Origin of the sequence: Streptomyces spectabilis (assembly GCF_008704795.1) — a bacterium.
Classification (GTDB): Bacteria; Actinomycetota; Actinomycetes; order Streptomycetales; family Streptomycetaceae; genus Streptomyces; species Streptomyces spectabilis.
On sequence record NZ_CP023690.1, the window covers coordinates 5912525 to 5939053 of the forward strand.

General features: G+C 72.9%; 24 protein-coding genes. 11 read left to right on the plus strand and 13 right to left on the minus strand.

Annotation, left to right across the window (positions count from 1 at the left end; genetic code table 11):
* Positions 1-6: 6 nt before the first annotated feature.
* Both CP982_RS26085 and CP982_RS26090 read right to left on the minus strand, forming a co-directional pair.
* Positions 7-414: a VOC family protein gene (locus tag CP982_RS26085; protein WP_150512710.1), complete on the minus strand. Its 408-nt coding sequence runs from the start codon at positions 412-414 to the stop codon at positions 7-9.
* Positions 415-471: 57 nt separating this feature from the next.
* Positions 472-1440: a tellurite resistance/C4-dicarboxylate transporter family protein gene (locus tag CP982_RS26090; RefSeq protein WP_150512711.1), complete on the minus strand. Its 969-nt coding sequence runs from the start codon at positions 1438-1440 to the stop codon at positions 472-474.
* Positions 1441-1518: 78 nt separating this feature from the next.
* On the opposite strand from CP982_RS26090, the gene CP982_RS26095 reads away from it, so the two are divergent.
* From CP982_RS26095 to narI, 4 genes are read left to right on the plus strand one after another with little or no spacing between them, the layout of a single operon-like run.
* Positions 1519-5205 carry a nitrate reductase subunit alpha gene (locus CP982_RS26095; RefSeq protein ID WP_150512712.1) on the plus strand — a complete coding sequence of 1229 codons (3687 nt, stop codon included), beginning with the start codon at positions 1519-1521 and terminating at the stop codon, positions 5203-5205.
* Complete coding sequence (gene narH, locus CP982_RS26100; RefSeq protein WP_150512713.1) at positions 5202-6809, plus strand: nitrate reductase subunit beta; 1608 nt, start codon at positions 5202-5204, stop codon at positions 6807-6809. The genes CP982_RS26095 and narH overlap by 4 nt, the downstream gene beginning before the upstream one ends.
* Complete coding sequence (gene narJ / locus CP982_RS26105) at positions 6806-7354, plus strand: nitrate reductase molybdenum cofactor assembly chaperone (protein ID WP_150512714.1); 549 nt, start codon at positions 6806-6808, stop codon at positions 7352-7354. The genes narH and narJ overlap by 4 nt, the downstream gene beginning before the upstream one ends.
* Positions 7354-8079, plus strand: a complete 726-nt coding sequence (gene narI, locus CP982_RS26110; protein WP_150512715.1) for a respiratory nitrate reductase subunit gamma — start codon at positions 7354-7356, stop codon at positions 8077-8079. Before narJ ends, narI begins: the two co-directional genes overlap by 1 nt.
* 5 nt (positions 8080-8084) lie before the next feature.
* On the opposite strand, the gene CP982_RS26115 is transcribed toward narI, so the two are convergent.
* The 6 genes from CP982_RS26115 to CP982_RS26140 all read right to left on the minus strand — a co-directional run bounded on the left by CP982_RS26115 (position 8085) and on the right by CP982_RS26140 (position 12943).
* Positions 8085-8648, minus strand: a complete 564-nt coding sequence (locus CP982_RS26115; protein WP_229878535.1) for a Uma2 family endonuclease — start codon at positions 8646-8648, stop codon at positions 8085-8087.
* 164 nt (positions 8649-8812) lie between these two features.
* Entirely contained in the window at positions 8813-9574 is a 762-nt protein-coding gene (locus CP982_RS26120) for a succinate dehydrogenase iron-sulfur subunit (protein ID WP_150512717.1), read from the minus strand.
* A complete protein-coding gene (sdhA, locus tag CP982_RS26125; RefSeq protein ID WP_150512718.1) occupies positions 9574-11328 on the minus strand; it encodes a succinate dehydrogenase flavoprotein subunit in 1755 nt (584 codons plus the stop codon). Before sdhA ends, CP982_RS26120 begins: the two co-directional genes overlap by 1 nt.
* A gap of 16 nt (positions 11329-11344) precedes the next feature.
* On the minus strand, positions 11345-11827 hold the full coding sequence (locus tag CP982_RS26130) for a succinate dehydrogenase hydrophobic membrane anchor subunit (RefSeq protein WP_030668720.1): 483 nt from the start codon (positions 11825-11827) through the stop codon (positions 11345-11347).
* Between the two features lie 8 nt (positions 11828-11835).
* Positions 11836-12216: a succinate dehydrogenase, cytochrome b556 subunit gene (gene sdhC / locus CP982_RS26135; protein WP_138961444.1), complete on the minus strand. Its 381-nt coding sequence runs from the start codon at positions 12214-12216 to the stop codon at positions 11836-11838.
* A gap of 148 nt (positions 12217-12364) precedes the next feature.
* Positions 12365-12943, minus strand: coding sequence for a 2-oxo-4-hydroxy-4-carboxy-5-ureidoimidazoline decarboxylase (locus tag CP982_RS26140; RefSeq protein WP_150515708.1), 579 nt, complete (start codon positions 12941-12943; stop codon positions 12365-12367).
* Positions 12944-13295: 352 nt separating this feature from the next.
* Here CP982_RS26140 and CP982_RS26145 point away from each other — a divergent pair, with 352 nt between their 5' ends.
* From CP982_RS26145 to CP982_RS26155, 3 genes are all read left to right on the plus strand, one after another.
* A complete protein-coding gene (locus CP982_RS26145; RefSeq protein ID WP_150515709.1) occupies positions 13296-14903 on the plus strand; it encodes a beta-N-acetylhexosaminidase in 1608 nt (535 codons plus the stop codon).
* A gap of 120 nt (positions 14904-15023) precedes the next feature.
* Positions 15024-15536: a hypothetical protein gene (locus CP982_RS26150; RefSeq protein ID WP_150512719.1), complete on the plus strand. Its 513-nt coding sequence runs from the start codon at positions 15024-15026 to the stop codon at positions 15534-15536.
* 93 nt (positions 15537-15629) lie between these two features.
* On the plus strand, positions 15630-16145 hold the full coding sequence (locus CP982_RS26155; RefSeq protein ID WP_221515712.1) for a hypothetical protein: 516 nt from the start codon (positions 15630-15632) through the stop codon (positions 16143-16145).
* A 102-nt stretch (positions 16146-16247) separates the two neighbouring features.
* Here the strand turns inward: CP982_RS26155 and CP982_RS26160 are convergent, their stop codons facing one another.
* Positions 16248-17645, minus strand: coding sequence for an FG-GAP and VCBS repeat-containing protein (locus CP982_RS26160; RefSeq protein ID WP_150512721.1), 1398 nt, complete (start codon positions 17643-17645; stop codon positions 16248-16250).
* A 306-nt stretch (positions 17646-17951) separates the two neighbouring features.
* On the opposite strand from CP982_RS26160, the gene CP982_RS26165 reads away from it, so the two are divergent.
* The 3 genes from CP982_RS26165 (at position 17952) to CP982_RS26175 (ending at position 20952) form a co-directional block, all read left to right on the plus strand.
* Positions 17952-18779 (plus strand): hypothetical protein, encoded by an 828-nt coding sequence (locus CP982_RS26165; protein WP_150512722.1) that lies wholly within the window; start codon positions 17952-17954, stop codon positions 18777-18779.
* Between the two features lie 332 nt (positions 18780-19111).
* Positions 19112-19783, plus strand: a complete 672-nt coding sequence (locus CP982_RS26170; protein ID WP_144320599.1) for an RNA polymerase sigma factor — start codon at positions 19112-19114, stop codon at positions 19781-19783.
* A complete protein-coding gene (locus tag CP982_RS26175; protein WP_150512723.1) occupies positions 19783-20952 on the plus strand; it encodes a hypothetical protein in 1170 nt (389 codons plus the stop codon). The genes CP982_RS26170 and CP982_RS26175 overlap by 1 nt, the downstream gene beginning before the upstream one ends.
* Positions 20953-21301: 349 nt before the next feature.
* Here the strand turns inward: CP982_RS26175 and CP982_RS26180 are convergent, their stop codons facing one another.
* The 3 genes from CP982_RS26180 to CP982_RS26190 form a co-directional block, all read right to left on the minus strand.
* Entirely contained in the window at positions 21302-22240 is a 939-nt protein-coding gene (locus CP982_RS26180) for a L,D-transpeptidase family protein (RefSeq protein WP_150512724.1), read from the minus strand.
* A 108-nt stretch (positions 22241-22348) separates the two neighbouring features.
* On the minus strand, positions 22349-22846 hold the full coding sequence (locus tag CP982_RS26185) for a MarR family winged helix-turn-helix transcriptional regulator (RefSeq protein ID WP_150512725.1): 498 nt from the start codon (positions 22844-22846) through the stop codon (positions 22349-22351).
* A complete protein-coding gene (locus CP982_RS26190; RefSeq protein WP_150512726.1) occupies positions 22843-24306 on the minus strand; it encodes an FAD-dependent monooxygenase in 1464 nt (487 codons plus the stop codon). Before CP982_RS26190 ends, CP982_RS26185 begins: the two co-directional genes overlap by 4 nt.
* Before the next feature lie 29 nt (positions 24307-24335).
* On the opposite strand from CP982_RS26190, the gene CP982_RS26195 reads away from it, so the two are divergent.
* Positions 24336-24971, plus strand: a complete 636-nt coding sequence (locus tag CP982_RS26195; RefSeq protein ID WP_150512727.1) for a TetR/AcrR family transcriptional regulator C-terminal domain-containing protein — start codon at positions 24336-24338, stop codon at positions 24969-24971.
* A gap of 119 nt (positions 24972-25090) precedes the next feature.
* Here CP982_RS26195 and CP982_RS26200 read toward each other — a convergent pair whose 3' ends face one another.
* A complete protein-coding gene (locus CP982_RS26200) occupies positions 25091-26497 on the minus strand; it encodes an alpha-2,8-polysialyltransferase family protein (protein ID WP_150515710.1) in 1407 nt (468 codons plus the stop codon).
* Positions 26498-26529: the final 32 nt, after the last annotated feature.

Genomic DNA, 26529 nt, shown 5'->3' on the forward strand with positions numbered 1-26529 from the left:
CCGGCGTCAGGCGCGTGCCAGCTCCGGCCGCTTGGAGTAGTCGGTGAAGCCGAGCACGTTGCCCCACGGGTCCGCGATCTCCACGGTCCAGCCCGTGGCCACGCCGAACGGCTCCGCGAGCACCGGGACCCCGGCCGCGGCGAGGGCCGCCGCCGTCGCCCGCGCGTCCCGCACCTCCAGCCAGACGCGCGGCGCGGGCCAGGGCGGCGGACGGTGCCCGGCGCCGTCCTCGACGCGCAGCAGCAGGCCGGGCGTCTCGGCCCCGACCTTCAGGATGGCGAGCCCGGCCTCGTCGAGCCGGTACGCGACCGGGAACCCGGCCCGCTCGTAGAACCCGACGGCCTCGTCGAGGTCGCCGACGGGCAACAGCGTGTTGTCGAAGCCGAGGAGAGCCGGGGCAGCAGTGTCTGACATGGCGTCAGCGTACGGACGCGAGGGAGCTCCGCTTCGTCGCCGCTCCGCGGCTCGTCCTCAAACGCCGGACGGGCCGGCCCTGCCGTCGCCCGGGGCGCTGCCCCGCGGCCACACCACGCCCACCCACACCAGGCCCCACACCGCCACCGCCACCCACAGCAGGACCCGGCCGAGGGTGCGCAGCTCCGGGACGTCCGCCACCGCCCCGGTGGACAGCGCGGCCACCGCTGTCATGCCGAGGGGGAACACCGTGGCCCAGCGCCGCACGTCGTAGCCCGGGCGCGGCGCCCTCGCCTCGGCCACGAGCAGGACCGCGTACCAGGCGAGGGCGAGGCCGAGCAGGACGTAGGTGACGGTCCGCAGGACGTCGTGGCCGGTGCCGGCCCAGCGGTCCACGGCCATCAGCCGGGACCCGGCGAGCGCCGAGATCGCCAGCGCCCCGCCCGCCACCCACTGGTCGCCCGCGCCCGTCCACAGCTGCCGCACGTCGAAGCGCGCCAGCGCCTCCCCGTACAGGAGAAGGCCGAGCCCGAAGCAGGCGAGCGCCGCGTCGCCGAGCCAGTCGCCCTCGCCCGCCAGGCACAGCGTGGCCGCGAGGACCGCGAGCCCCTGCGTGGCCACGCACACCAGGAACACCCCGCCGGGCATGCCGCGCCGCCGCCAGTGCCGCACCACCGCGAGCAGCAGCACCGGCCACACCAGGGCCGCGACGACGAGGAGCGCGATCGCCGCGCCCTGCCGGTCGAGCAGCGAGAGCCGGGTGCCGAGCACGGTCGTCGCCGCGACGGCCGTGAGCGCGGGCGGGGTGATCGCCGCCGCCGTCCAGCGGGGCCGGTCGCGCACCAGCAGATCGGCGAAGTCCGCCGCGAGCAGCAGCCAGATGAGGGCCGCGAGGGCGAGCAGGAGCTTCGAGAGGACCTCGTGGCCCGTCAGGTGCAGGCCCACGGAGATGATGCCGGTCGCCATCACACAGGCCCCGGCGGCCGGAGTGACCTCGTCTCGCCACACGTGTCTCACAAGCCTCATGACACCCCGCGGCCACAGCCGTCACCACCTGGCCTAGGCCACCATGCGGAATCCTTGCCCCCGGCATGGGATGGGCCTGTGACCGCTCCGACCGAACCCGACGCCCCGCTGCTGCGGACCGGCAGGTTCCTGCGCCGCGGGGAGGCCTCCGCCGATCTGCACAGCGTGACGATCGGGGGCGGCCGCGAGGCCGACGCCTTCTACCGCGACCGCTGGAGCCACGACAAGGTCGTGCACTCCACGCACGGCGTGAACTGCACCGGCTCCTGCCGCTGGAAGGTGTACGTCAAGGACGGCATCATCACCTGGGAGACCCAGGCCACCGACTATCCGACGGCGGGGCCCGACCGCCCCGAGTACGAGCCGCGCGGCTGCCCGCGGGGCGCCGCGTTCTCCTGGTACACGTACTCGCCGACCCGCGTGCGCTACCCGTACGTGCGGGGCGTGCTCCTCGATCTGTACCGCGAGGCCAAACAGCGCCTGAAGGACCCGGTGCTCGCCTGGGCCGACGTCCAGGGCGACCCCGAGCGGCGGCGCGCGTACCAGCGGGCGCGCGGCAAGGGCGGCCTGGTGCGGGCGGACTGGGACGAGGCGATCGAGATCATCGCGGCCGCGCACGTCCACACGATCCGGACCCACGGCCCCGACCGGGTCGCGGGCTTCTCGCCGATCCCCGCCATGTCGATGGTGTCGCACGCGGCGGGCGCCCGCTTCATGTCGCTGATCGGCGCGCCCATGCTGTCCTTCTACGACTGGTACGCGGATCTGCCGGTCGCCTCGCCGCAGGTCTTCGGCGACCAGACGGACGTGCCCGAGTCCGGCGACTGGTGGGACGCCGCGTACCTGGTCATGTGGGGTTCGAACGTGCCGGTCACGCGCACGCCCGACGCCCACTGGATGGCCGAGGCCCGCTACCGGGGCCAGAAGGTCGTGGTCGTCGCGCCCGACTACGCCGACAACGCCAAGTTCGCCGACGAGTGGCTGCACCCGCACCCCGGCACGGACGGCGCGCTCGCCATGGCGATGGGCCATGTGATCCTGCGCGAGTGCTTCGTCGACCGCACGGTGGACTTCTTCGACGACTACGTGCGCCGCTTCACCGACCTGCCGTTCCTGGTGACGCTGACCGAGCGGCAGGGCGCGTACGTGCCGGGGAAGTTCCTGCGCGCCGCCGACCTCGGCGACACGGGCGAGGGCGCGGAGTGGAAGACCGTCGTCCTCGACCGCGCCACCGGCGGGCCCGCCGTCCCGCGCGGCTCCCTCGGCTTCCGCTGGACCGAGTCGGGCAAGGGCGAGTGGAACCTGGACCTGGGCGACATCGAGCCCCGGCTCACCCTGTACGGCGAGGACGCGGACGGCGTGGAGGTGCTCCTGCCGCGCTTCGACACCGAGGGCGGCGCGCACGGGCAGGGCCGCGGCGATGTGCTGCGCCGCGGGGTGCCCGCGACGCGGCTCGGCGGCCCCGGCGGCCCGCTGGTCACCACCGTGTTCGATCTGCTCCTGGCCCAGTACGGGGTCGGCCGCGAGGGCCTGGCGGGCGACTGGCCCGCCTCCTACGACGACGCCTCCGCGCCCGGTACGCCCGCCTGGCAGGAGGCGCACACCTCCGTGCCCGCGGCCCAGTGCACGCGCATCGCCCGGGAGTTCGCGCGCACGGCCGAGAAGTCGCGCGGCCGCTGCATGATCCTCATGGGCGCGGGCACCAACCACTGGTTCCACTCGGAGACCATCTACCGCGCCTTCCTCGCCCTGCTCACCCTCACCGGCTGCCAGGGCCGCAACGGCGGCGGCTGGGCGCACTACGTCGGCCAGGAGAAGTGCCGCCCCGCGACCGGCTGGGCCACGCTCGCGGGCGCGGGGGACTGGTCGCGCCCGCCCCGGCAGATGATCGGCGCCGCGTACTGGTTCCTGCACACCGACCAGTGGCGCTACGACCGGTTCACCGCCGACGTGCTGGCGTCGCCGCTCGGCGAGGGACGCTTCGCGGGCATGGCGGCGGCGGACTGCCTCGCGCAGGCCACCCGCGCGGGCTGGATGCCCTCGTACCCCACCTTCGACCGCAATCCGCTGGACCTGGGCGAGGGGGACGACCCCGTGGGCGCCGCGGTGGAGCGACTGCGCTCCGGCGAGCTGAAGTTCGCCTGCGAGGACCCGGACGCGCCGGAGAACTGGCCGCGCGTGCTCACCCTGTGGCGCGCCAACCTCCTCGGCTCGTCCGCGAAGGGCGCCGAGTACTTCACCAAGCACCTCCTGGGCACCCACTCGTCCCTGAGCGCCGAAGAGGCCGGGCCCGACGTCCGCCCCCGCGACGTGACCTGGCGCGAGCGGGCGCCCGAGGGCAAGCTCGACCTCCTGGTGTCGCTCGACTTCCGCATGACCTCGTCGACGCTCCTGTCCGACGTCACGCTCCCGGCCGCCACCTGGTACGAGAAGCACGACCTGTCGACCACCGACATGCACCCCTTCGTGCACGCCTTCAGCCCGGCCGTCGACCCGCCGTGGCAGGCCCGCACCGACTTCGACACGTTCCGCGCGCTCGCCGACCGGCTCAGCGAGCTGGCCGCCGGGCACCTGGACACGCGCCGTGACCTGGTCGCCACCGCGCTCCAGCACGACACGCCGGGCGAGATTGCCCAACCGGGCGGCGTCGCCCTGGACTGGCGGCGCGGCGAGTGCGCGCCCGTGCCCGGCAAGACCCTGCCGAACCTCACCGTCGTCGAGCGCGACTACACCGCGATCGGCGCGAAGTTCGCCGCGCTCGGCCCCCTCGTCGAACGGCTCGGCCTGCCCGCGAAGGGCATCGTGCTGCGCCCCGACGACGAGGTGGAGGCCCTGCGCGCGCTCAACGGCGCCGTCCGTGAGGGAGCCGCCGCGGGCCGGCCGCGCCTGGACACCGCGGTGAAGGCGGCCAACACGATCCTCGCCCTGTCCGGCACCACCAACGGCCGCCTCGCCACCCAGGGCTTCCGCACCCTCCAGGAGCGCACCGGGCAGGAGATGGCCCAGCTGGCGGCCGAGCACGAGGGCAAGCGGATCAGCTACGCCGACACCCAGGCCGCGCCCGTCCCCGTGATCACCTCGCCCGAGTGGTCGGGGAGCGAGTCCGGGGGCCGCCGCTACACGGCGTTCACGCTCAACACCGAGCACCTCAAGCCCTGGCACACCCTCACCGGGCGCCAGCACTTCTTCCTCGACCACGACTGGATCCACGAGCTGGGCGAGGCGCTGCCGGTGTACCGCCCGCCGCTCGACATGCACCGTCTGTTCGGCGAACCGGCGCTCGGCCCCGACGGCACCCGGGAGGTGACGGTCCGCTACCTCACCCCGCACAACAAGTGGTCCATCCACTCCGAGTACCAGGACAACCTCTTCATGCTGTCCCTCTCGCGCGGCGGCCAGGTCATCTGGATGTCACCGGCGGACGCGGCGGCGATCGGCGTCGCCGACAACGACTGGATCGAGGCGGTGAACCGCAACGGCGTCGTCGCGGCCCGCGCGGTCGTCTCGCACCGCATGCCCGAGGGCACCGTCTACATGCACCACGCCCAGGAGCGCACCGTGGGCGTCCCGCGCACCGAGACCACCGGGCGCCGGGGCGGCATCCACAACTCCCTGACCCGCCTGCTGCTCAAGCCGACGCATCTGATCGGCGGCTACGCGCAGCTCACCTGGGCCTTCAACTACCTGGGCCCGACCGGCAACCAGCGCGACGAGGTGACGGTGATCCGCCGCCGCACCGACCAGGAGGTGACGTATCAGCCATGAAGGTGCTCGCCCAGCTCGCGATGGTGATGAACCTCGACAAGTGCATCGGCTGCCACACCTGCTCGGTCACCTGCAAACAGACGTGGACGAACCGCGGTGGCATGGAGTACGTGTGGTTCAACAACGTCGAGACCCGCCCGGGACAGGGCTACCCGCGCCGCTACGAGGACCAGGAGAAGTGGCGCGGCGGCTGGGAGCTGAACCGCCGGGGCGCGCTGCGGCTCAAGGCGGGCGGCCGCTTCAAGAAGCTCGTGACGATCTTCTCCAACCCGGTCCTGCCGCAGCTCAAGGACTACTACGAGCCCTGGACCTACGAGTACCGGAACCTCACCGACGCGCCGCTCGGCGAGGACTACCCGGTGGCCGAGCCCCGCTCCCTGCTCACCGGCAAGCCCATGAAGATCGAGTGGAGTTCGAACTGGGACGACAACCTCGGCGGCGGCCCCGCGCACGCCGAGGCCGACCCGATGGTCGAGCGCGTCCGCGAACAGGCCGAGCAGAAGGTGAAGTTCGCCTTCGAGGAGGCCTTCATGTTCTACCTCCCGCGGATCTGCGAGCACTGCCTCAACCCGGCGTGCGTGGCCTCCTGCCCCTCCGGTGCGATGTACAAGCGCACCGAGGACGGCATCGTCCTCGTCGACCAGGACCGCTGCCGGGGCTGGCGCATGTGCGTCACCGGCTGCCCGTACAAGAAGGTCTACTTCAACCACCGCACCGGCAAGGCCGAGAAGTGCACCCTCTGCTACCCCCGCACGGAGGTCGGCCTGCCCACGGTCTGCTCCGAGACCTGCGTGGGCCGCCTGCGCTACCTCGGCGTGCTCCTGTACGACGCCGACAAGGTGACGGCGGCCGCGTCGGTGCCCGACGAACAGGCCCTGTACGAGGCCCAGCTGGACGTGTTCCTCGACCCCGAGGACCCGGAGGTGTGCCGGGCCGCCGCGCGCGACGGCGTTCCGCGCGAATGGATCGAGGCCGCCCGCAGATCACCCACGTACGCGCTGATCAGCACGTACAAGGTGGCCCTTCCGCTGCATCCGGAGTACCGCACGCTGCCCATGGTCTGGTACGTGCCGCCGCTCTCCCCGGTCGTGGAGGCCCTCGCGGAGACGGGCTTCGACGGCGAGGACCCGGACAACCTCTTCGGCGCGATCGACAGCCTGCGCATCCCCCTGGAGTACCTGGCGGAGCTGTTCACGGCCGGGGACGTCGCCCCCGTGCGGGCGGCGCTCGAACGCCTCGCGGCGATGCGGTCGTACATGCGCGGCGTCAACCTCGGCGACCCGCCGGACGCGGCGCCCGCCGAGCGGGTCGGCATGAGCGCCACGGAGATCGAGGACATGTACCGCCTCCTCGCGATCGCCAAGTACGAGGAGCGGTACGTCATCCCGACGGCGGCCGTCGGCGACGCCCGGCGCCTGGAGGAGTCGGCGGTGCCCGACGGATGCGGCCTGGACGGGCCCGGCGGTCCCGGCATGCACGCGGCGCCCGGCCCCTTCGGCGACGACTCCGGGACGCACCAGGGGCTGCCCCTGGTCACCATCGAGAACTTCCACGCGGCGCGCCGCCGCCAGACCGCCGACGACCCCGAGGAGACCACCCCGTGACCGGCCACGCGCTCCTGTACCAGGCGGCGGCCCACTGCCTCACCTACCCGGACGACGTCTTCTGGCGCCACGCGCGCGAACTACGCGTGGCCGCACCGGAGTTGAGCGACTTCCTGGACCACGCGGAGAAGTCGGGCCCGCGTCCGCTCGCCGAACACTACGTCCAGGTCTTCGACTTCAAGAACCGCCACAGCCTGTACCTGAGCTGGTGGCTCGACGGCGACACGCGCCGCCGCGGCGCGTCCCTGGTGGCCTTCAAGCAGGCCTACCGGGCCCACGGCCTGGAGCTCACCGGCACGGAACTGCCGGACTTTCTGCCGACGGTCCTGGAGTTCACGGCCCGCACGGGCACGCGGGACCTGCTCCTCGCCCACCGCGCGGGCCTGGAGCTCCTGCGCCTTTCCCTGACGGAGCACGGCACGCCGTACGCGGGCGTCCTCGACGCCGTGTGCGCGACCCTGCCGGGACCCACCCCCCGGGACGAGGCGGCGGCCCGCGCCCTGGCCCGCACCGGCCCGCCCCACGAAACCGTCGGAGTCTCCTGATGCGCACGTTCCTCTGGGGGGTCCTGCCGTACGTGGCCTTCGTCCTGCTTGTCGCGGGCACGGTCTGGCGCTACCGCTACGACAAGTTCGGCTGGACCACCCGCTCGTCCCAGATCCACGAGTCCCGGCTCCTCAACGTCGCGTCCCCCGCCTTCCACTACGGCATCCTCTTCGTCCTCGTGGGCCACCTCATGGGCCTGTTCGTCCCGGAGTCCTGGACGGACGCGGTCGGCCTGAAGGAGCACGCGTACCATCTGCTCTCGCTGTTCGGCGGCACGGCGGCGGGGGTCCTCGCGGTGGCCGGGATCGCCCTGCTCCTCTACCGCAGGCGTACGAACGCGCCCGTCTTCCGGGCGACGACCCGCAACGACAAGCTCATGTACGCGGTGCTGCTCGCGGCCCTGGTCATGGGCATGTGGGCCAAGCTCACGAACTCCTCGGTGAGCTCGGGCTACGACTACCGCGAGTCGATCGCCCCTTGGGCCCGCAGCCTCTTCACCCTCCGCCCGGACGTCGACGCGATGGCGGGCGTCCCCCTGACCTTCCAGCTCCACGCGGTGATCGGCATGACCCTGATCGCCCTGGTCCCCTTCACCCGCCTGGTCCATATGTTCAGCGCACCGGTGCAGTACCTGTTCCGGCCGTACGTGGTCTACCGCAGCCGCGCCACGGACGCGGTGGGCACGCGGAAGGAACGGCGGGGGTGGGAGAAGGTGGATTCGTAGCGCGACTAGTGCTTGCCCGCTGTGAGGATGGCCGTCACGTCCAGCGAGACCTTGGCACCGATCGAGTCGGGGAGGGCGACCATCCGGCCGGGGGCGTGGACCTGGTGGTTCGCGTACTCGCCTCCTGCGGGGGCGCTGAGCACATGCAGGCGCTGGTGCTTGCGATCGACGATGACGTACACAGGGATCTTGGCGATGGCGTAGGCGGCGACTTTGACACGCAGGTCGTTCTGGTAGGTGTTCGAAGTGACTTCGAGCACCATGCGGAAGACAGCGGGGTCGTAGCAGTTGTACTCGATCACGCGGTCGTCGCTGTCCGCGTCGATGATGGAGAGGTCGGGGACGGCATAGTCCTCCGGCCCGCCGGGCAGCCACAGGCCGACGCGTTGGAGCACCTCGGTCTCCCCCTCGTGCAGTCCCGCCGCGAAGAACGTGCGCGTGAGGTGAGTCAGCGTCGAGGCATGGGCGAGGTCCGGCAGCATGGTCACGGTGATGACGCCCCCGATGACTTCGACGCGGCAGCCGGGTAACCGATTCATGATGAACTCGGCCTCGTCGAGCAACGTCATCGGTGACATCCCTGGACCTCCCACGCACTGGTGTCGAGAGCATCCTCGGAGGTCCGGCTTCGCCCGAATGCCTCACGCCGGATCCGTTCACGCGAACGAGTGAGGGCCCCGCCCCCCGGTGCGGAACCGGGGAGCGGGGCCCTCGCTGCGGGCCGGGCCGGAGGCTAGAAGCGGCGCGTGATCAGGGCGCGCTTCACTTCCTGGATCGCCTTGGTGACCTCGATGCCACGCGGGCAGGCGTCCGTGCAGTTGAACGTGGTGCGGCAGCGCCACACGCCGTCCTTGTCGTTCAGGATCTCCAGGCGCTGCTCGCCCGCCTCGTCACGGCTGTCGAAGATGAAGCGGTGCGCGTTCACGATCGCGGCCGGGCCGAAGTACTGGCCGTCGTTCCAGAAGACCGGGCAGGACGACGTGCACGCGGCGCACAGGATGCACTTCGTGGTGTCGTCGAAGCGCTCGCGGTCCTCGGGGGACTGGAGGCGCTCGCGCGTCGGCTCGTTGCCCGTGGTGACCAGGAAGGGCATCACGTCGCGGTAGGCCTGGAAGAACGGCTCCATGTCCACGACGAGGTCCTTGAGGACCGTCAGGCCCTTGATGGGCTCGACCGTGATCGGCTTGGCCGGGTTGATGTCCTTGATCAGGGTCTTGCAGGCAAGGCGGTTCTTGCCGTTGATCCGCATGGCGTCCGAGCCGCAGATGCCGTGCGCGCAGGAACGGCGGAATGTCAGCGTGCCGTCCAGGTCCCACTTGATCTTGTGGAGACCGTCGAGGACGCGCTCCTTGGGGTCGATCTCCAGCTGGAAGTCTTCCCAGGTCGCCTCGGCCGAGATCTCCGGGTTGAAGCGGCGGATCCGGAAGGTGACGGTGATGAGGTGGTCCGAGGCCGCGGCTTCCGCCTCGACCTTGTCCATCGTCGGGGTTGCCATCAGTACTTACGCTCCATCGGCTGGTAGCGGGTCTGGACGACCGGCTTGTAGTCGAGGCGGATCGAGTCCTTGCCGTCGTCGGCGACCTCGCGGTACGCCATGGTGTGGCGCATGAAGTTGACGTCGTCGCGGTTGGGGTAGTCCTCGCGGTAGTGACCGCCGCGGGACTCCTTGCGGGCGAGGGCGGAGACCGCCATGACCTCGGCGAGGTCGAGCAGGTTGCCCAGCTCGACGGCCTCCAGGAGGTCGGTGTTGAAGCGCTTGCCCTTGTCCTGGACCGAGACGTTCTTGTAGCGCTCGCGCAGCTCGGCGATCTTCTCGACGGCCGTCTTGATGGTCTGCTCCGTGCGGAACACCATCACGTTGGCGTCCATCGTCTCCTGGAGCTCCTTGCGGATCTCCGCGACCCGCTCGGTGCCCTGGGAGTCGCGGAGCTGCTCGACCAGGTCGGACACGAGCTCCGCCGGGTTCTCCGGCAGCTCCACGAAGTCGGCCTTCGCGGCGTACTCCGCGGCGGCGATGCCCGCGCGGCGGCCGAAGACGTTGATGTCGAGCAGCGAGTTGGTGCCCAGGCGGTTGGCGCCGTGGACGGAGACGCAGGCGACCTCGCCGGCCGCGTACAGGCCCGGGACGACGGTGGTGTTGTCGGACAGGACCTCACCCTCGACGTTCGTCGGGATGCCGCCCATGGCGTAGTGCGCGGTGGGCTGGATCGGGATCGGGTCCGTGTAGGGCTCGATGCCGAGGTAGGTGCGCGCGAACTCGGTGATGTCCGGGAGCTTGGCGTCCAGCTGCTCCGGCGGGAGGTGCGTGAGGTCCAGGTAGACGTGGTCGCCCTCGGGGCCGCAGCCGCGGCCCTCGCGGATCTCCGTGTAGATGGAGCGCGAGACGACGTCACGGGACGCGAGGTCCTTCATGACCGGCGCGTACTTCTCCATGAAGCGCTCGCCGTCCTTGTTGCGGAGGATGCCGCCCTCACCGCGGGCGCCCTCCGTGAGGAGGATGCCCATGCGCCAGATGCCGGTCGGGTGGAACTGGAAGAACTCCATGTCCTCCAGGGGCAGACCGCGCCGGTAGCAGGCCGCCTGGCCGTCACCGGTCAGGGTGTGCGCGTTCGAGGTCACCTTGAAGAACTTGCCGGTGCCGCCCGAGGCGTAGATGACGGCCTTCGCCTGGAAGACGTGGATCTCGCCGGTGGCCAGCTCGTACGCGACCACACCCGCGGACTTCTTGACGCCGTCCTCCTCGACCAGGAGCTGGTCCAGGACGTAGAACTCGTTGAAGAACTCCACACCCTCCTTGATGCAGTTCTGGTAGAGGGTCTGGAGGATCATGTGGCCGGTGCGGTCGCCCGAGTAGCAGGACCGGCGGACCGGGGCCTCGCCGTGGTTGCGGGAGTGACCGCCGAACCGGCGCTGGTCGATCTGGCCCTCGGGCGTGCGGCCGAACGGCAGGCCCATCTTCTCCAGGTCGAGGACCGCGTCGATGGCCTCCTTCGCGAGGATCTCGGCGGCGTCCTGGTCGACCAGGTAGTCACCGCCCTTGATCGTGTCGAAGGTGTGCCACTCCCAGTTGTCCTCCTCCACGTTGGCGAGCGCCGCGGCCATGCCGCCCTGCGCCGCACCGGTGTGGGAACGGGTGGGGTAGAGCTTGGTGAGCACGGCGGTGCGGCTGCGCTTCGTCGCCTCGATGGCGGCGCGCATGCCGGCGCCGCCCGCGCCGACGATGACGGTGTCGTACTTGTGAATCTTCACTGGGGTCGCCTCGGCTTTAGCGGATGTTCGGGTCGAAGGTGAAGATCACCAGCGTGCCCAGGAGGATGGTGAACACCGTGGCGGTGTACAGCAGGCCCTTGAGCCACAGGCGCGTGTTCGGGCGCTCCGCGTAGTCGTTGATGACCGTGCGCAGGCCGTTCGCGCCGTGCAGCATGGCGAGCCACAGCATCAGCAGGTCCCAGACCTGCCAGAACGGGGACGCCCAGCGGCCCGCGACGAAGGCGAAGCCGATCTTCGAGACACCGCCGTCGAGCACCAGCTGGATCAGCAGGTGCGTGATGACGAGGACGACGAGGACGACGCCGGACAGGCGCATGAACAGCCACGCGGCCATCTCGAAGTTCCCGCGGGTGGCGCGCGGCGTCTTCGACGTGCGCTTGCGGGGGGCCTCGATGACGGGGGCGGGGTTGTCGACGTCGTAGAGGGAGTCACCCTCCACGGGGCCCACTCCGGACTTCTCAAGCGTGGTGTCGGACATGTCTGGCCTCAGCTCCCGAACAGTTCACGGACGGCGTGGCCGAGGACCGGGTACAGCGCGCCCACCATCAGGACGACCCAGATGCCCACGACGGTCCAGAGCATCTGCTTCTGGTAGCGCGGGCCCTTCGACCAGAAGTCGACGGCGATGACGCGCAGGCCGTTGAGAGCGTGGAAGAGGATGGCGGCGACCAGGCCGTACTCGAGGAGCGCGACGATCGGCGTCTTGTAGGTGGCCACGACCTCGTCGTACGCCTCGGGCGATACGCGGACGAGAGCGGTGTCCAGGACATGTACGAACAGGAAGAAGAAGATGAGGACGCCGGTGACTCGATGAGCCACCCAGGACCACATTCCTTCCCGGCCGCGGTACAGCGTTCCAGCCGGCACGGAAGAACCCTCCGGGAGCGGGGATTGGGGCCGGCCGGCTTCTCTGTCGGACGAGCCCGGCCGGGTACGGTCCACCGGCCGCTCGTCATCGTATCGACGAGTTGTCGGTGGGCTTGCCCGGGGGCCTCGGGTGTGATCAAACAGGCAATCAAACTGGTACGTACGGGCTATCGCTGCGCGCCGCGCGGGGCGGTTCCGCCGTCCGGCCCTGTGACGGAACGGCGATTCCCGGCCAGTTGTGGACGAGTCGGGTAAGTCGGGCACGGGCCGCACGGCGCAGCTCGTCCGCGGCGACCGCCAGCTCCTCCTCCGGGTCGTTGCCCAGCCGGTCGCGCAGGGACGCGAGGAGGTGGTCGAGGGCCTCGCTGGGGGCGGTGGCGTCCAGGCAGATCACGAAGGCGTGACCGAAGCGGCTCTCGTACGCGGCGTGGGCGGCGCGCAGGGCGGTGGCCGCGGCGGTGTAGGCGCTGCCAGGCGGCAGGGCCGGTTCGAGCGGCTCGGCGGCCAGGGCCTCGGTGAGGTCGGCGGGCGTCAGATCGTACGCGGCCTCGTCGGCGGCGGCGAGCAGCGCGTCGAGGTCGGGGTAGGGCCGGTGGGCGGTCAGCTTGCGGGCCCAGTGGCTGCTTCCGCAGCAGGTCAGAAGGGTGCGCTGGGCCTCGTCGGCGGGCGCGGTGTTCAGGGGCTCCAGCGGTCCCGAAGATGCCGGAGGTCCCGCGGGGTCCGGTATGGCGCGGTGCGACGGCAGGGGGGCTCCTCGGCGGAGGTGCAGACGGGTGAGTGACGGGGCGCCACGCTATCGGGGTGACGGGAGAGGTGTCCGTCCGCTCTCCGGAATCGGCGCGGCGAATTCACCCGGATAGGAGAGTTTGGCGGCACCTGGTGGACGGGCGGGGCGGGGGAGACGGGGCTTAGCGTGGAGGTGTGGACGCCTTGATATGTGGGGCTGTGGGGACTGTGCGGCCCGTGCGGACTGTGCGGGTCGTGCGGACTCTGCGGGTCGTGCCGACTGTCGGGATCCTGATCGGGACGCCGGGAGGCGCCGTGGCGGCGCCGCCCGGTGACGCGGGGGGTGACCCGTGGTGACGCGGCGCGCGGCCCTCGTGGGCGGGAGCGTCGTCGCGGCGGGCGCCGTGGTCGTCGCCCTGGTGGCCTGGCCCGACGACGACGGCGGCGGCGAGAGCGGACGGCGGCCCGGCCGGGCGCCCACGTCCTCCGCGGCCACCGAGCCCACCCCCGAGCCCTCGCGGTCCTACGCCCTGTCGAAGGCCCCGCGGACCATACCGGCCGTGCGCGAGCACGCCCCGGCCCGCGGCCCCGGCTGGCGCCCCGGGCCCGGCGGACGCGTGGTCGTGGGCGACCCCGGCCTGCTGGACGAGGCCCGGCTGCTCGCCGGTGAGCTGCGGCTGCGGTACGGCGGCGAGGCGCGGGCGCGCCCCGGTGACGTCCGGCTCGACCTGGACCGCGGGGCGAAGGACCGGAACCCGGAGTCGTACACGCTCACCGTGAAGGACCGGACCGTCCGCGTCGCCGCCCCCGCCGAGGCGGGCGTCTTCTACGGCACCCGCACTCTGAAGCAGGCCGTGCGCGCCGACGGCGCCGCGCCCGAGGGCGTCGTACGGGACGCGCCCGCGAAGCCGCGGCGCGGGTTCATGGTCGACATCGCCCGCAAGCACTTCTCGGCCGAGTGGATCGAGCGCCGCGTCACGGAGCTGGGCGACCTCAAGTACAACGAGCTGGGTCTGCACTTCTCCGACGACCAGGCGTTTCGCATCGCCTCGGAGTCCCACCCCGAGGTGGTGTCCGCCGACCACCTCACCAAGGAGCAGGTGCGCCGCATCGTCGACCTCGCCGCGAGCCGGCACATCACCGTCGTACCGGAGATCGACTCGCCCGGGCACCTCGGCGCGGTCCTGAAGGCGCACCCGGACCTCCAGCTGCGCGACAGCCGGGGCGTGGCGACGCAGGGCGCCGTGGACATAGCGAACCCCGAGGCGGCGCGGATGGTCGACGACCTGCTGCGCGAGTACGGCGAACTCTTCCCCGGCGCGCAGTGGCACATCGGCGCGGACGAGTACCAGGCCCTGGTCCGCCGCGACCCGGAGGCGGCCTATCCGCGCCTGGCCGCGGCCGCGCGCGAGCGGCTCGGCCCCGGCGCCCGCGTCCAGGACCTGGCGACGCGGTGGCTGAACGACCGGGTGCGCACGGTCGGCCCGGCGCGGTCCGTCCGGGCCTGGAACGACGGCTTCTTCCGCGGCGGCGTCACGGCCGCCGACGAGCGCGTCGAGGTCGCGTACTGGACCGGCAAGGAGCTCGGCGTCCGCGAGCCCGTCGAGTACCTGCGCGAGGGCCGCGAGGTCGTCAACTACAACGACGAGTACCTCTACTACGTCCTGGGGGAGCCGAACGACTTCGTCTACCCCACCGGACAGCGCGTCTACGAGCAGTGGACGCCGCGCGTCCTGCGCGGCACCCGGCCGGTCGACGCCGCGTACGACGGGCGGATACTCGGCGCCGTCTTCGCCGTCTGGTGCGACCTCGCCGGGGCCCAGACCCAGGAGCAGGTGGCCCGGGGCATCCGGATGCCGCTGCGGGCGACGGCGCAGAAGCTGTGGGACGCGCGGGAACCGGCGCGGCCGTGGCGCGACTTCGTGACCCTTGCCGGGCAGGTGGAGGGCGGCGGAGGCTAGCACCACGGCCGGAGTTTGAGAGCGCGGTCCGGCGGGCCAACTAGGGGGGAGGAGGACGGCCGCCTAGGGTGTGCGGCCACGGCCGCACAGGCACGGTGCGAGTACGACGGGGGCGGGGAGATGGGCTACTGGGGTTACTACGTCGTGGGAAGGAGCGCGCGTCCGCTGGGGGAGTGCGCGGCGCTCGCGGGGGCGCGGGACGAACTCGCGCTTCTGGAGCGGCGGCCCGACGGCTGGCAGGTGTGGGAGTGCCCGAGCAAGGCCACCGAGGAGGCCAAGGACGTCGGGAACATGAACGCGCTGGCCGCCGAGACCGGCGCGCCCGCCCTCTTCGGCTATGTGATGGGCAGCGACTGCGTCGTCGTCGAGGCGGCCGCGCCGGAGAGCGGGGCGTGGACCACCTGCCTGGCGCGCGCCGCGATGGCCGGGTACCTGGCCGCCGACGAGCTGACCGTCGAGGACTACTTCCTGGAGCCGCGCGACGCCGCCGAGCGCGCCGTCGCCTGGGCCGCCGAGGCGGGCCGCCGGGCGCGCTCCGCCGCCCTCCTCGACGTGCTCCGCGCCGATCCCGAGCCGTCGGCCGAGCAGCTGTTCTTCCGGTTCCTGGACCGGCTCGGGGTGCTGCCGCAGTAGCCCTCCGCCCACCAGCGCTTTTCGGCCGCAGTGACGGAAACGGGCCGTCGGACGCAGTAAGGGCATGTGAAGCCAGAAGAGTCACGTGCGAGCTTGGTGGAACTGATCGCCCAGGCCGATGAGACGGGTCTCGCCGCGAGCGGGCTCGCCTGCCTCGACCGGTGCGTGCCGCTGTTCGGCGACGGCGTCGACGAGCAGGCGCTGCGGCCGCTGTGGGCGAACCTCGCGGACGGCACGGCGTGGGACGGGGCGCTCGCAGGGGTGCGGCGGAGCCTCGGGCCCGGGGACGCCGGGGACACCGCGGATCCGGCGGCCGCGCTGGCGCGGCGCATGCTCGCCGCCGTGCCCGCGGAGCGCACCGCGGGCGCCCTGCGGACCTGGGCCGACGGCTGCTCCGCCGCCGCGCTCCAGATCCACCGCCTCCTCGACGCCACCGACGAGGGCGTGGCGCCGCTGGTCGCCGCCGAACTGCGCCGCCAGATCCGGGTCCTGGAACTGCTCGCGGGGGGCGCTCCCGGCGGCGGCCTGCGCCAGGTGCTCGACGTGTCGACGGAGGGCCGCAGGGTGCTGCGCGCGGTGGTGTCACGCCGGGCGAGGAGCGCCCCCTAGGCGAAGCGCCCCTTTAGGGGCGCGGGGCTGTGTCTATTTGCGGCTCCGCCGCGTGGGCGCGAGCAACCACATCGAACCCGCAGACGGGCACGGCATGAACACCTACGGCGCGAGCACCTGACCAAGGCGCGCTCCGGCAGGAGTCCCGAGCTGCGCCCGCGCGTAGTAGACGCCACTGCCCCGCACGACAGTGCCATCGGCCCCGGTGTCCAGCTGAAGCACCGTCCCGTCCCCCTTGTCCTCGCCCTCGGCGCCGACCGCGAGGTCGGCACGCCCGTTCCCGTCGAAGTCCGCGAGGGCGACCGAGGACCCGAGCCGGTCGCCGGACTCCGTGACACCGGGGATGTCCGGCTCGTCCTGGCTGACGGCCAGCGCGCCCGTGCCGGTCAGGCCCGCGCGGGATCCCTTGAGGAGCAGCGACGTGCCCGCGTCCGTACGGGCCTTGCCCGCGCGCGTGATGTCCTCGCCCGGGGCACCGGTGAGCACGTCCGCGCAGCCGTCGCCGTCCACGTCGGCCGCCGCGACCGACCAGCCCATCGCGTCGCCCGCCTCGGCCGCGCCGGGCACCCCCGCCGTGGCCTGGTGGACGGTCCGCGCGCCCGTGCTCGTGAGGCCGCCGGAGCCGCCGTTGACGACGGTGACCTGGCCGCCCGCGTGCGCGCCCGACTCGGAGGTGTACGGCTGGCCGACGACCAGGTCGTCGTAGCCGTCGCCGTTCACGTCGGCCGCCGCCACCGAGCGGCCGCCCCGGGTGGCGAGCTGGCCGACGCGGCTGAGGCCCGAGCGGGTGCCCCGGAACCAGACGGCCTTGGCCTGGCCCGCCGCGTCCCGGTAGGTGAGGGCCACGTCCGCGTACCCATCGTGGTTGAAGTCGCCGGACGCGGCGGCCGGGAAGGAGATCGCCCGCTCGGCCGAGGTGATCGTGCCCGCCGCCTCCTTGTCCGCGGAGAACCGCGCGGCCCAGCTGCCGCCCGTCCCGGTGGAGGCCGCGAACACGTCCGCCTTGCCGTCCTTGTCGAAGTCGCCGACGGCCACCGCCGAGCCGAACCGCGCGCCGCCGTACGCGAAGTCCTCCGACAGCTGCATGTCCGTGCCGGAGGCGAAGTCCGGGCCGTACAGCATCGTGACCGCTCCGCGGTCCTTGTGGCCCGCGGTGTCGTCCTCGCCGGGCGCGCCGATGACGAGGTCCGTGTGGCCGTCCCCGTTCAGGTCGCCCTGGGCGGTGGCGGCGGCCCACTCGTCGCCGGGCTCGTCCAGGCCGGGGACGCCGGGGCTCGACTGCGTGAGGTGCTTGCGGGCGGCCGCGTCGGGGCCGCCCGGCGCGCCCGGCAGGACGCTCAGGGCGCCCGTGCCGCCCGCTCGGGGCATGCCTGCCACCAGGTCGGCGGCGCTGTCCGCGGTGCCGGTGGCCGCGTGCGCCACCGCGCCCGTGCCGCTGACGGCGGCGCCGCCGAGGACGACGCTGCCCACGGCGAGCCAGGCCTTGTGCTTGAGGGTCACGTACCCCACCCCTTGAGAACTCCTGAGCTCCTGAGTGAACTCCCGGTGAATCAACGAGTTCGTAAGACTCACGGGAGGCGCGGAGGGTTGTACGGGGTGGTGGGAAACGGCGCGTGATGTATCCCGCACGCCGGGGATGTGACATCCGCGCGGTCCAGTGCGCAGGGTTCATGAGAAGCGTATGAGAAGTCCGACGGGCGCGTGGACGCGCGGCAGAGCGGGGCGGAGACGGTGGGAACTGTGGGGCTGGGGCTGAGGACGGGGCGCGGGACTCGGGGCGGCGCGCGCCGCCGGTGGACGCGGGCCGTGGCCGTCGCGCTCGTGGCCGGTTCGCTCGCGTCGGCCACGGCGGCCTGCGGCGGCGAGCGGAAGCCGGTGCGGCTGAGCGGCACGTTCGAGAAGGAACGGCCCCGCGACGAGGCGCGCGGCCAGCAGCTCACCGAGAGGGCGCTGGACCTGATGAGGGCGAAGCACTCGATGCGGATCAACGTGGCCCAGACCAAGGGGTCCGCGGCGGGCGGCACCGCGCGGCGCCAGGAGGTGACGCTGCACGTCGACCGGGAGAGCAACTGCACCGGCACGGTCGAACAGGGCATCATGCGCGGCGACATGATCATGGTCCAGGGGCGCACGACGTACGTGCGCTTCCAGGACTCCTCGCTCGACGCGCTCAGCTCCCTGGCCCGGGCGCGCGGCCCCGAGATGTCCGCGCAGCTGGAGCGGCGCGTCGGGATGCTGCGCGGGAAGTACGTGAAGTTCCCGACGGGCGACGGGAGTTCGGGCAAGCGCGTGATGCCGTCGGCGCAGTGCGACCTGGACGAGCTGCTCGGCAACTTCGACGAGGTGGGCGGCACCACGACCATCCGCGCCCAGGACTCCACGTGGCGCTACGGCCGGCAGGTCATCCCGCTGGTGGAGCGGCAGGACGGCACGGTCACCACCGTCTACGTCGCGGCGGAGGGCAGTCCCGACCTGGTCGGGATGGAGATGGAGGAGCCCGGCGGCGACCGCACGACGATGCGGCTCTCCGACTACGACGAGCCGGTCGAGGCGAAGGCGCCGCCCGCGGCCCAGACGATCGACGCGAGCGAACTCGAAGGCCTCGGCGGCGGCGCCGGCCTCTTCGAGGTCTGACGAACCCGCCCCCCGGACCGGACGGGGCTGAGTGAGCGGCCGGGGCCGCCACCCCCCACAGGAGAGGCCCCGGCCGTCACACGGCACGAACCGCGTGGCGGTCCGTACTCCCTACTGCGTCGAGGATGCGTTTTCTGTCACACCTCACCGAGTCACCCGCTAGTTGCGCGTTGTACAAACATGGACGTGCACCGCTTTCACGCCGTAGCGTGCAGTTTCGCGCCGTGTCGCGAGCCATCACCGTGGGCCGCTGCCGGGCGGACCGCGAGCGGCGGACGGCGCGCCATGAGACCCGTGAGAGCCGCGCCTGGCCAGGCGCAGAGGGGCCCGCAGTGCAGGGGGAGGACGACGCCGAGCTGACCGCCGCCGTGCTCGCGGCGCAGGCCGGGGACGAGACCGCGTTCCGGACTGTGTACCGCGCCGTGCACCCGCGGCTGCTCGGCTACGTGAGGACGCTCGTCGGCGATCTCGACGCCGAGGACGTGGCGTCCGAGGCGTGGCTGCAGATCGCCCGCGACCTCGACCGGTTCAGCGGCGACGCGGACCGCTTCCGCGGCTGGGCGGCGCGCATCGCCCGCAACCGCGCCCTGGACCACATCCGCATGCGCGGCCGCCGCCCCGCGATCGGCGGCGACGAGACCGAGCTGACCGGCAAGCCCGCCGACGCGGACACCGCGGGCGAGGCCATGGAGTCGCTCGGCACCGACGCGGCGCTCGCGCTGATAGCCCAGCTCCCGCAGGACCAGGCGGAGGCCGTCGTGCTCCGGGTCGTCGTCGGCCTCGACGCGAAGAGCGCGGCCGAGACGCTCGGCAAACGCCCCGGAGCGGTGCGTACCGCGGCCCATCGCGGGCTCAAGCGGCTCGCCGAACTGATGGGCTCCGACGACGCCGCGCGGCCGCGCGGCCTCGGCGCCGTACCCCCGCAGCCGGACCCGCACGGACGTGCGGTGCCCCCGTCCCCCTGTGTGACGCATTCGCGTACGCGGACGCAGAAGGACATGTGATGGCCGACGAGCAGGACAAGTGGCTGGACCGTGTCGCGGCGGAGCGTTTGCTGCGCGGCGAGCGGCTCGACGGCATCGGCGATCACGACCGCGAACGGGCCGAGCGGCTCGCCAGGACCCTCGCCGCGCTGTCCGCGGGCAAGCCCGCGAAGACCGGTGCGGACGGTGAACTTCCTGGTGAGTGCGGAGCGGTGGCCGCGTTCCGGGCGGCGCGTGGCGGACGGACGTTTACTTCCGAGACGAGCGAGGCGCACGGGACGAGCGAGGCGGCGGGGGCGGTCGGGCCGGTGGGGTCCCCCCTGGCCCCTGGTGTCGTCGGCGGCGTCGGTGGCGCCCCCGACCCCGCGGACGAGCCCGTGCGCATCGGCGGCCCCGCCGTCCCGCCGCGGCGCGTCAGATGGGGCCGCCCCGTGCGGCTCGGGGCCGCCGCGGCCCTCGCGGCCTGCATGGCCGGCGGGGTCGCGGTCGCGGCGGGGGCCGGAGTGATCCCCTCGCCGTTCCACCGGTCCGACCGGGAGCCCGCCACCAGCGCGTCCCCGGTGCAGACGCCCGAGCGGCCGCTGCGCAGCCCGTCGACCGACGCGCCCGCGCGGCCCGACGAGGTGCCGGACGCGGAGGAGTCCCTCCTCGACGACGGGAAGACCGCCGAGCCGGACGACTCCGCGACGCCCGAGGATCCCGAGCGCTCCGGCACCCCGGACGACGACGGCGGCGCCGACCGGGGAGCCACGGGCTCGCCCGGCACGGACGACGTCGACCCGGGCAAGGACGCGAAGCGCAACAGCCGCAAGTGGTACAAGCACGTGGTCTCCGCCTGCCGCGACTACCGCAGCGGCGCGCTCGCGAACGACAGGCGCCGCAGCCTGGAGGAGGCCGCGCGCGGCTCGGAGCGCGTGCGCTCGTTCTGCCAGCGGGTCCTGGACGGCAAGGGCAAGGACCAGGACGACGACGAGCCCGGGCGCGGGAACGGCGGCAACGGCGGCGGCCACGGCAACGGTGGCAACGGCGGCGGCAAGGGGGACGACGAGGACGACGACCACGGCGGCCCCCGCCCGCCCGGTGGCGGACACCACGGCGGCCGCCCCGGGGGCGGCAGCCACGTCCCGCCCGTCACCCTCCCGCACCACCCCCGCCCCGTCCCGTCGTACACGGCGGCCCCCGTCTTCTGACCCGTTCACCCATCGGCCTCCGGCCTCGTCCTCAAACGCCGGACGGGCTGAATGATCTCGGCTGCGGCCAGCGGACAGGGTCAGCCCGTCCGGCGCTTGAGGACGAGGCGCGGAGCGCCGATCAAACGGTGCCCCGTGCGGGTGTGACGCAAGACGCACCGACCCCCTGTGACACTTTCCGGCCCCCCGGCGCAGTACAGAGTGAGCCGACTGGTCATCGGCCCGCGCACGAGCCGGGGTTCCCCCCGTACCTACGGCTCCGTGCCATTGGCGCGGGCGGAATTCGTTCCCCCGATTCCGCCCGCGCCCTCACTCCCCGCATCGATCCGCACCGGTCCCGCACCGGTCCTCACCGGTAGATGACCACCCGGTCCCCGTCCCTGACCTTCTTGAACAGGTCGGCGATCCGCCCCTTGTCCCGGACGTTCACGCACCCGTGCGACGCCCCGCCGTACCCGCGCGCCGCGAAGTCGGACGAGTAGTGCACGGCCTGGCCGCCGCTGAAGAACATGGCGTACGGCATCGGCGTGTCGTACAGCGTCGAGACGTGATCGCGGGACTTCCAGAAGACCTGGAAGGCGCCCTCGCGGGTCGGCGTGTACTCCGAGCCGAAGCGGACGTCCATCGTCGACATGACCTTGCCGTCGACCATCCACGTCAGGGTGCGGCTCTCCTTGCTGATGCACAGCACCCGCCCGGTCAGACAGCGCCGGTCGGGCTTCGCGGGCGGCATGCCGCCGTCCGGGTACAGCGCGTGGCGCGTCGGCTCGTCCGTCATGCGCAGCAGCCGCGCCCAGGTGCGGGTGTCCGTCGCGCCGGTCGGGGCGAGGCCCCGCTTGGCCTGGAAGCCCTTGACCGCGGCGGCCGTCGCCGGTCCGTACAGACCCGTCGGGTACTGGTGGAACCAGGCGAGCTGCCGCAGCCGGGCCTGGAGCTCGCGCACCCGCTCGCCCCGCTTGCCCTGGGCCATGATCACCGGCCCGGGCGGAGGCGGCGGCGGAGGCGGGGTCGTCCGCGGCCGGGGCGGGGCCGACGTCGGCGGTGGCGTCGGCTCCGGCAGCTTGGACGGGGGCAGCTCCGCGCGCGAGACGGGAGACTTGATCTTCGGCGTGGGGGAGCGGGTGGGCGTGGGATCGGGCGCGTCCGGGGCGGTGCGCCTCGGCGGCGCCGCCTTCTCGTCGTCCTTCCCCGCCGTGCCGACGGCCTGCGCCGTGCACCCGCAGGCCAGGGTCAGCGCGACGACGGCCCCCGCCGTCGCGCGTGCCCTGGCGGTCGCGACCCTGCCCATGGATCCCCCACGTCACTTCGTGTCACTGCGATGGCCAACCCTCCGCAGTGTTTCCCACCCGCGAAGGATTGTGAACCACGCCTCGACGAGGGCCCGTTGGGGGGGGGCTCAGTGGTGCCAGGCCGAGCCGTTGACGTTGTGGATCATCCGCTGGAGGACCTTGAGCGTCCGTACGTACTCGGCGTCGTCGATGCCCTCGTGGATCTCCCGCCGGGTCTCCCGCTGCCGAGCGGCGACCCGCTGCTGCAACGCGTGTCCGGCCTGTGTGCGGGCCAGCGTCCGCACGCCGTCCACGGATTCCTCGGTGAGGAGCTTCCGGCGGAGCAGGGCGTCGATGTTGTGCTCGATGCCGCCCTCGCCGAACTCCAGGTAGCCGCGCAGGACGCCGACGACGGCCGCGCGCTCGCGGGGGCCTTCGGCCGGGACCTGGTTGAGGACCCACCACTGCGGCTGGGTGAGGCCCTCCTCCGCGAGCATCGTGCGGATGTGGTGCACGACGACCTGCCCCGCCGCCGTACTCCAGTAGCCGATGGGCTGGTTGACCAGATCGGCGTCGCTGTGGGAGGGGGTGAAGACGGGCTGTGTGGCGTTCGTTTCGTTCGTCATGACCATGAACGTAGAACCTCAAGATTGGTTGAGGTCAAATACTCCTGGAGGTCTTTTCCGCTCCGGCCCGCGAGGGCGACGTAGCCGTCCGGGCGGACGAGGAAGAGTCCCTCGTCGTAGCCGTCGAGGGCTTCCGCTCGGTGGATGTGCACCAAGTCGGCTTCCAGCGGCGGGAGTTCGGCCTCCGTGCCCACCGCCAGGAGGGTGAAGTGCGGGCCGCGGAAGGCGTCGAAGAGGCGACCCGCGCCGAGGCGGGCGTCGGGGGCGCGGTCGCCCGCGCGCACGCCCCCGACGGAGGTCCGGGCATCCAGGGACAGGGGCGAGTCCCGGTACTCCAGGCCGAGCTGGCGCGTGGCCGCGCCCCTGCGGGCCTGGCCGCGGTGGATGCGGGTGGACAGGTCCAGCATCCGCGCGGCGTTGGGCAGCCGCTCCTCCTCGTACGTGTCGAGCAGCGCGTCCGGCGCCCCGTGCCGCAGGACGAGGCCCAGCTTCCAGCCCAGGTTGTACGCGTCCTGCACGCTGGTGTTGAGGCCCTGGCCGCCCGCGGGCGAGTGCACGTGGGCCGCGTCGCCCGCCAGGAACACCCGTCCCGCGCGGAAGCGGTCCGCGAGCGCGGCGCGCGGCCGGAGGTCGGAGGCCCAGCGCACCTCGGTGACGTCGTCGGCCGCCAGATGGGTGCGCGCGGCCACGGCCTTGCGCACGCCGTCGGGCGAGGTGTCCGGCGCGCCGCCGTCCGCGAACTGGGCGGTGAGCTGGAAGTCGGGTGTGCCCGGCAGCGGGCAGACCGCGGTGAAGCCCGCGTCGGCCGACGGCGGGAAGATGTGCCAGTTGTCGCGGTCGAGCGCGCCCTCGCGGATACGGATGTCGGCGACGAGGATCGGCTTGGGGTCGACGGTCTCGCCCGTCATGCCGACGCCGAGCGCGCGGCGCACCGCGGAGCGGCCCCCGTCGGCGGCCACGGCGTAGGCGGCCCGGACCGCGGAGCCGTCCGCGAGGCGCGCGGTGACCCCGGCCGCGTCCTGCTCCAGGCCGGTCACCTCCGTGCCGAAGGCCACCGCGCCGCCCAGCTCCGTCAGGCGCGCGTACAGGATCTCCTGCGTGCGCCACTGCGGCAGCAGCCACGGCCCGGTGTACGGCGCGGCCTCCGTGGCCTCCGGTTCGTCGAACATGCGGTGCTCGCCCTGGCGTACGCCGTCCGCCCACACCATGCCCACCGGCGCCGGGCCGCCCGCCTCCAGGACGGTGCCGATGACGCCGAGGTCGTCGAGGACCTCCAGGGTGCGCGGCTGGATCCCCTTGCCGCGCGAGCCGGGGAACAGGCGCTCGGCCCGTTCGACGACGAGCGCGGGCACGCCGCGCCGGGCGAGGTCCACGGCCAGGGCCAGGCCGGTGGGGCCCGCGCCCACGACTAGGACGTCCGTTTCCGCGACGCCCGCTTCCTTAACGTTGTTAAGTGCCATGCCCCGGAGGATGCGCTTAACGGTGTTAAATTGTCAAGGTGCCTACGACTCGACTGGACCGCACCCGCGTGGCGCGCGTCGCCCTGGACCTGCTGAACGAGACCGGCCTCGACGGCCTGACCCTGCGCGCGATCGCCCAGCGTCTCGACGTCAAGGCCCCCGCCCTGTACTGGCACTTCAAGGACAAGCAGGCGCTGCTCGACGAGATGGCGACGGAGATGCTGCGCCGCATGACGGCGGACCTGGAGGGCGGCCCGGACGACGGCTGGGAGGCGGCCCTGACCTCGGCCATGCGCACCCTGCGCGGCCATCTGCTGCGCTACCGCGACGGCGCGAAGGTCTACAGCGGCACGCACTTCACGGACACCTCGTACGCCGCGCCGATGGAGGCCCAGCTGCACCGGCTGACCCGCGCGGGTTTCACCCCGTCCGCGGCGGCCCGCGCCTGGCTGACCGCGTACAGCTACACGATCGGCTACGTCATCGAGGAGCAGGCCGGCGGCGACTACGACCTGGCCGCCCGAGCCGAGCGCCTGAAGGACCACCCCCTGGCCGCGGCCGCGGGCGAGGAGCTGTTCCGCGGCCGCGAGACCGGCTTCGAGGCGGGCCTCACAGCGGTGGTGACAGGCATCAGCACCACCCTGAGGCCGAGCAGGCCCAATTAAGCCCGTCCGGCGTTTGAGGACGAGCGCGCCAGCGCGATGCAGTAACGGGCGGAAGAAACGGCGAGGAGGGGGACGGTGGGGCGCGGGGTGCCCACACCCCGCCGCGGCCCGCCCTGGGCTCAGCCCAGGGCGGCCCGCTTCAGCGACCGCGCCCGCCGCGCGACCTTCCGTACCGCCGCGTTCCGCGGGATGAACGCCAGCTGCACCGGAATGCCACCGGGCAGCGCGAGCGCGGTGAGCCGGCGCTTCTTGAAGTACCGCCAGGTGCGGTCGTTCAGATGCGCCGCCAGATACGCCTCGGCGGCCGGGCGCAGGCTCGGATAGATCTTGGGCTGCATGGCGAAGCCCACCGCGCGCACGAGGCCGGTCAGCGCGCGCGGGTCGGGGCGCGCGCCCTGGCGGGCGACGGCTTCCCGGTCGGCCAGGTCCGGAAGGAGGGCGTCGACGAGCGTGACCGGGACGCGGTTGCTGTTCTCGTACGGCTTCAGGCGCTCCAGGAGCAGCTCCGTGCCGACGCGGGCCACCGGCAGGTCGTAGAACGCGGACGCGGTGAGCAGCGCGGTGGAGAAGCAGCCGACGACGAGCGCGGGCCGCATCCGCTGGTAGAGGACCTCCGCGAGCACCGGCGTGTCCAGGACCGTCAGCTCGACGCCGATCCGCTCGGCCTCCTTCTCCAACTGCCGGGACCAGCGCGCCGGGGCCGTCGGGTGCGGCTTGAACACCACGCGGGTGTGGCCGAGTTCGGCGGCGCCGCGCAGCATGGCGCCGTGCAGCTCCTCCTCTTCCTCCGCGGTGAGGATGCCGAGCGCGGACAGATACTGGCCGAGGAGCAGGGCCGGCTCGCTGACCCGGGGGAGCGCGTCGATGACGCCCGCGTGGGTCTCGTCGTCCGCGAGCTCGGCGAGGACCTTCACGAAGGTCTCCGTCGGTACGACCTCCTGCTCCACGCCGAACTCCGTGAGCAGCAGCGGCTTCAGGCCCGGCACCAGGTCGAGGTGGAGCAGGCGGCGGATCCGGGTGCCGACCAGCGGGTCGAGCTTGCTGCGGGTCGGGCCGTAGCTCATCAGGCCGTCGGCGTACACGTCGACGGGCGCGCCCTCGAAGATGCGCGCGACCGCGAGCGCCGGGTTGACCTGGATCGACTCGACGGCCAGCTCGACGCGGTCGTCGCCGAGGCCCCAGGCCAGGCGCACGTACCGCTCCCACAGCGGCAGGTCGTCGCCGCGCGGCGACCAGCCGCCCGGGTGGAAGGGGGAGATCGTCTCGTTCCAGGACACCACGTCGTCGAACCGGGTCCGCAGCTTCTCGAAGCCGGGCATCGTGGCGACGGACGGCGTCGTCTCGGGCGTCGCCGCGTTGTTGGCGATCAGCAGGACGCGCCGGTCGGCCGGGCCGAAGCGGTCGGTGTCCAGGGCGGCGGCCAGCGTGGCGATGCCGTACAGCGTGGACGCCAGGAAGATCTGCGTGGTGCCCCTGCGGTGGTCGGGCGTCGCGGCGACGAGGGCCGCGGTGTGCGGGTCGCGCACCGCGGACCCGGCGCCCGGCAGTCCGGCGGCGC

Excerpts from the sequence above, each read along its gene's own strand:
- CP982_RS26150 (WP_150512719.1), top strand. The coding sequence starts at position 15,024 with ATGGGCTACTGGGGTTACTACGTCGTGGGAAGGAGCGCGCGTCCGCTG.
- CP982_RS26185 (WP_150512725.1), bottom strand. The coding sequence starts at position 22,846 with ATGACGAACGAAACGAACGCCACACAGCCCGTCTTCACCCCCTCCCAC.
- CP982_RS26090 (WP_150512711.1), bottom strand. The coding sequence starts at position 1,440 with ATGAGGCTTGTGAGACACGTGTGGCGAGACGAGGTCACTCCGGCCGCC.
- CP982_RS26115 (WP_229878535.1), bottom strand. The coding sequence starts at position 8,648 with ATGACGTTGCTCGACGAGGCCGAGTTCATCATGAATCGGTTACCCGGC.
- narH (WP_150512713.1), top strand. The coding sequence starts at position 5,202 with ATGAAGGTGCTCGCCCAGCTCGCGATGGTGATGAACCTCGACAAGTGC.
- CP982_RS26130 (WP_030668720.1), bottom strand. The coding sequence starts at position 11,827 with ATGTCCGACACCACGCTTGAGAAGTCCGGAGTGGGCCCCGTGGAGGGT.
- narI (WP_150512715.1), top strand. The coding sequence starts at position 7,354 with ATGCGCACGTTCCTCTGGGGGGTCCTGCCGTACGTGGCCTTCGTCCTG.
- CP982_RS26085 (WP_150512710.1), bottom strand. The coding sequence starts at position 414 with ATGTCAGACACTGCTGCCCCGGCTCTCCTCGGCTTCGACAACACGCTG.
- CP982_RS26190 (WP_150512726.1), bottom strand. The coding sequence starts at position 24,306 with ATGGCACTTAACAACGTTAAGGAAGCGGGCGTCGCGGAAACGGACGTC.
- CP982_RS26175 (WP_150512723.1), top strand. The coding sequence starts at position 19,783 with ATGGCCGACGAGCAGGACAAGTGGCTGGACCGTGTCGCGGCGGAGCGT.
- CP982_RS26180 (WP_150512724.1), bottom strand. The coding sequence starts at position 22,240 with ATGGGCAGGGTCGCGACCGCCAGGGCACGCGCGACGGCGGGGGCCGTC.
- CP982_RS26120 (WP_150512717.1), bottom strand. The coding sequence starts at position 9,574 with ATGGCAACCCCGACGATGGACAAGGTCGAGGCGGAAGCCGCGGCCTCG.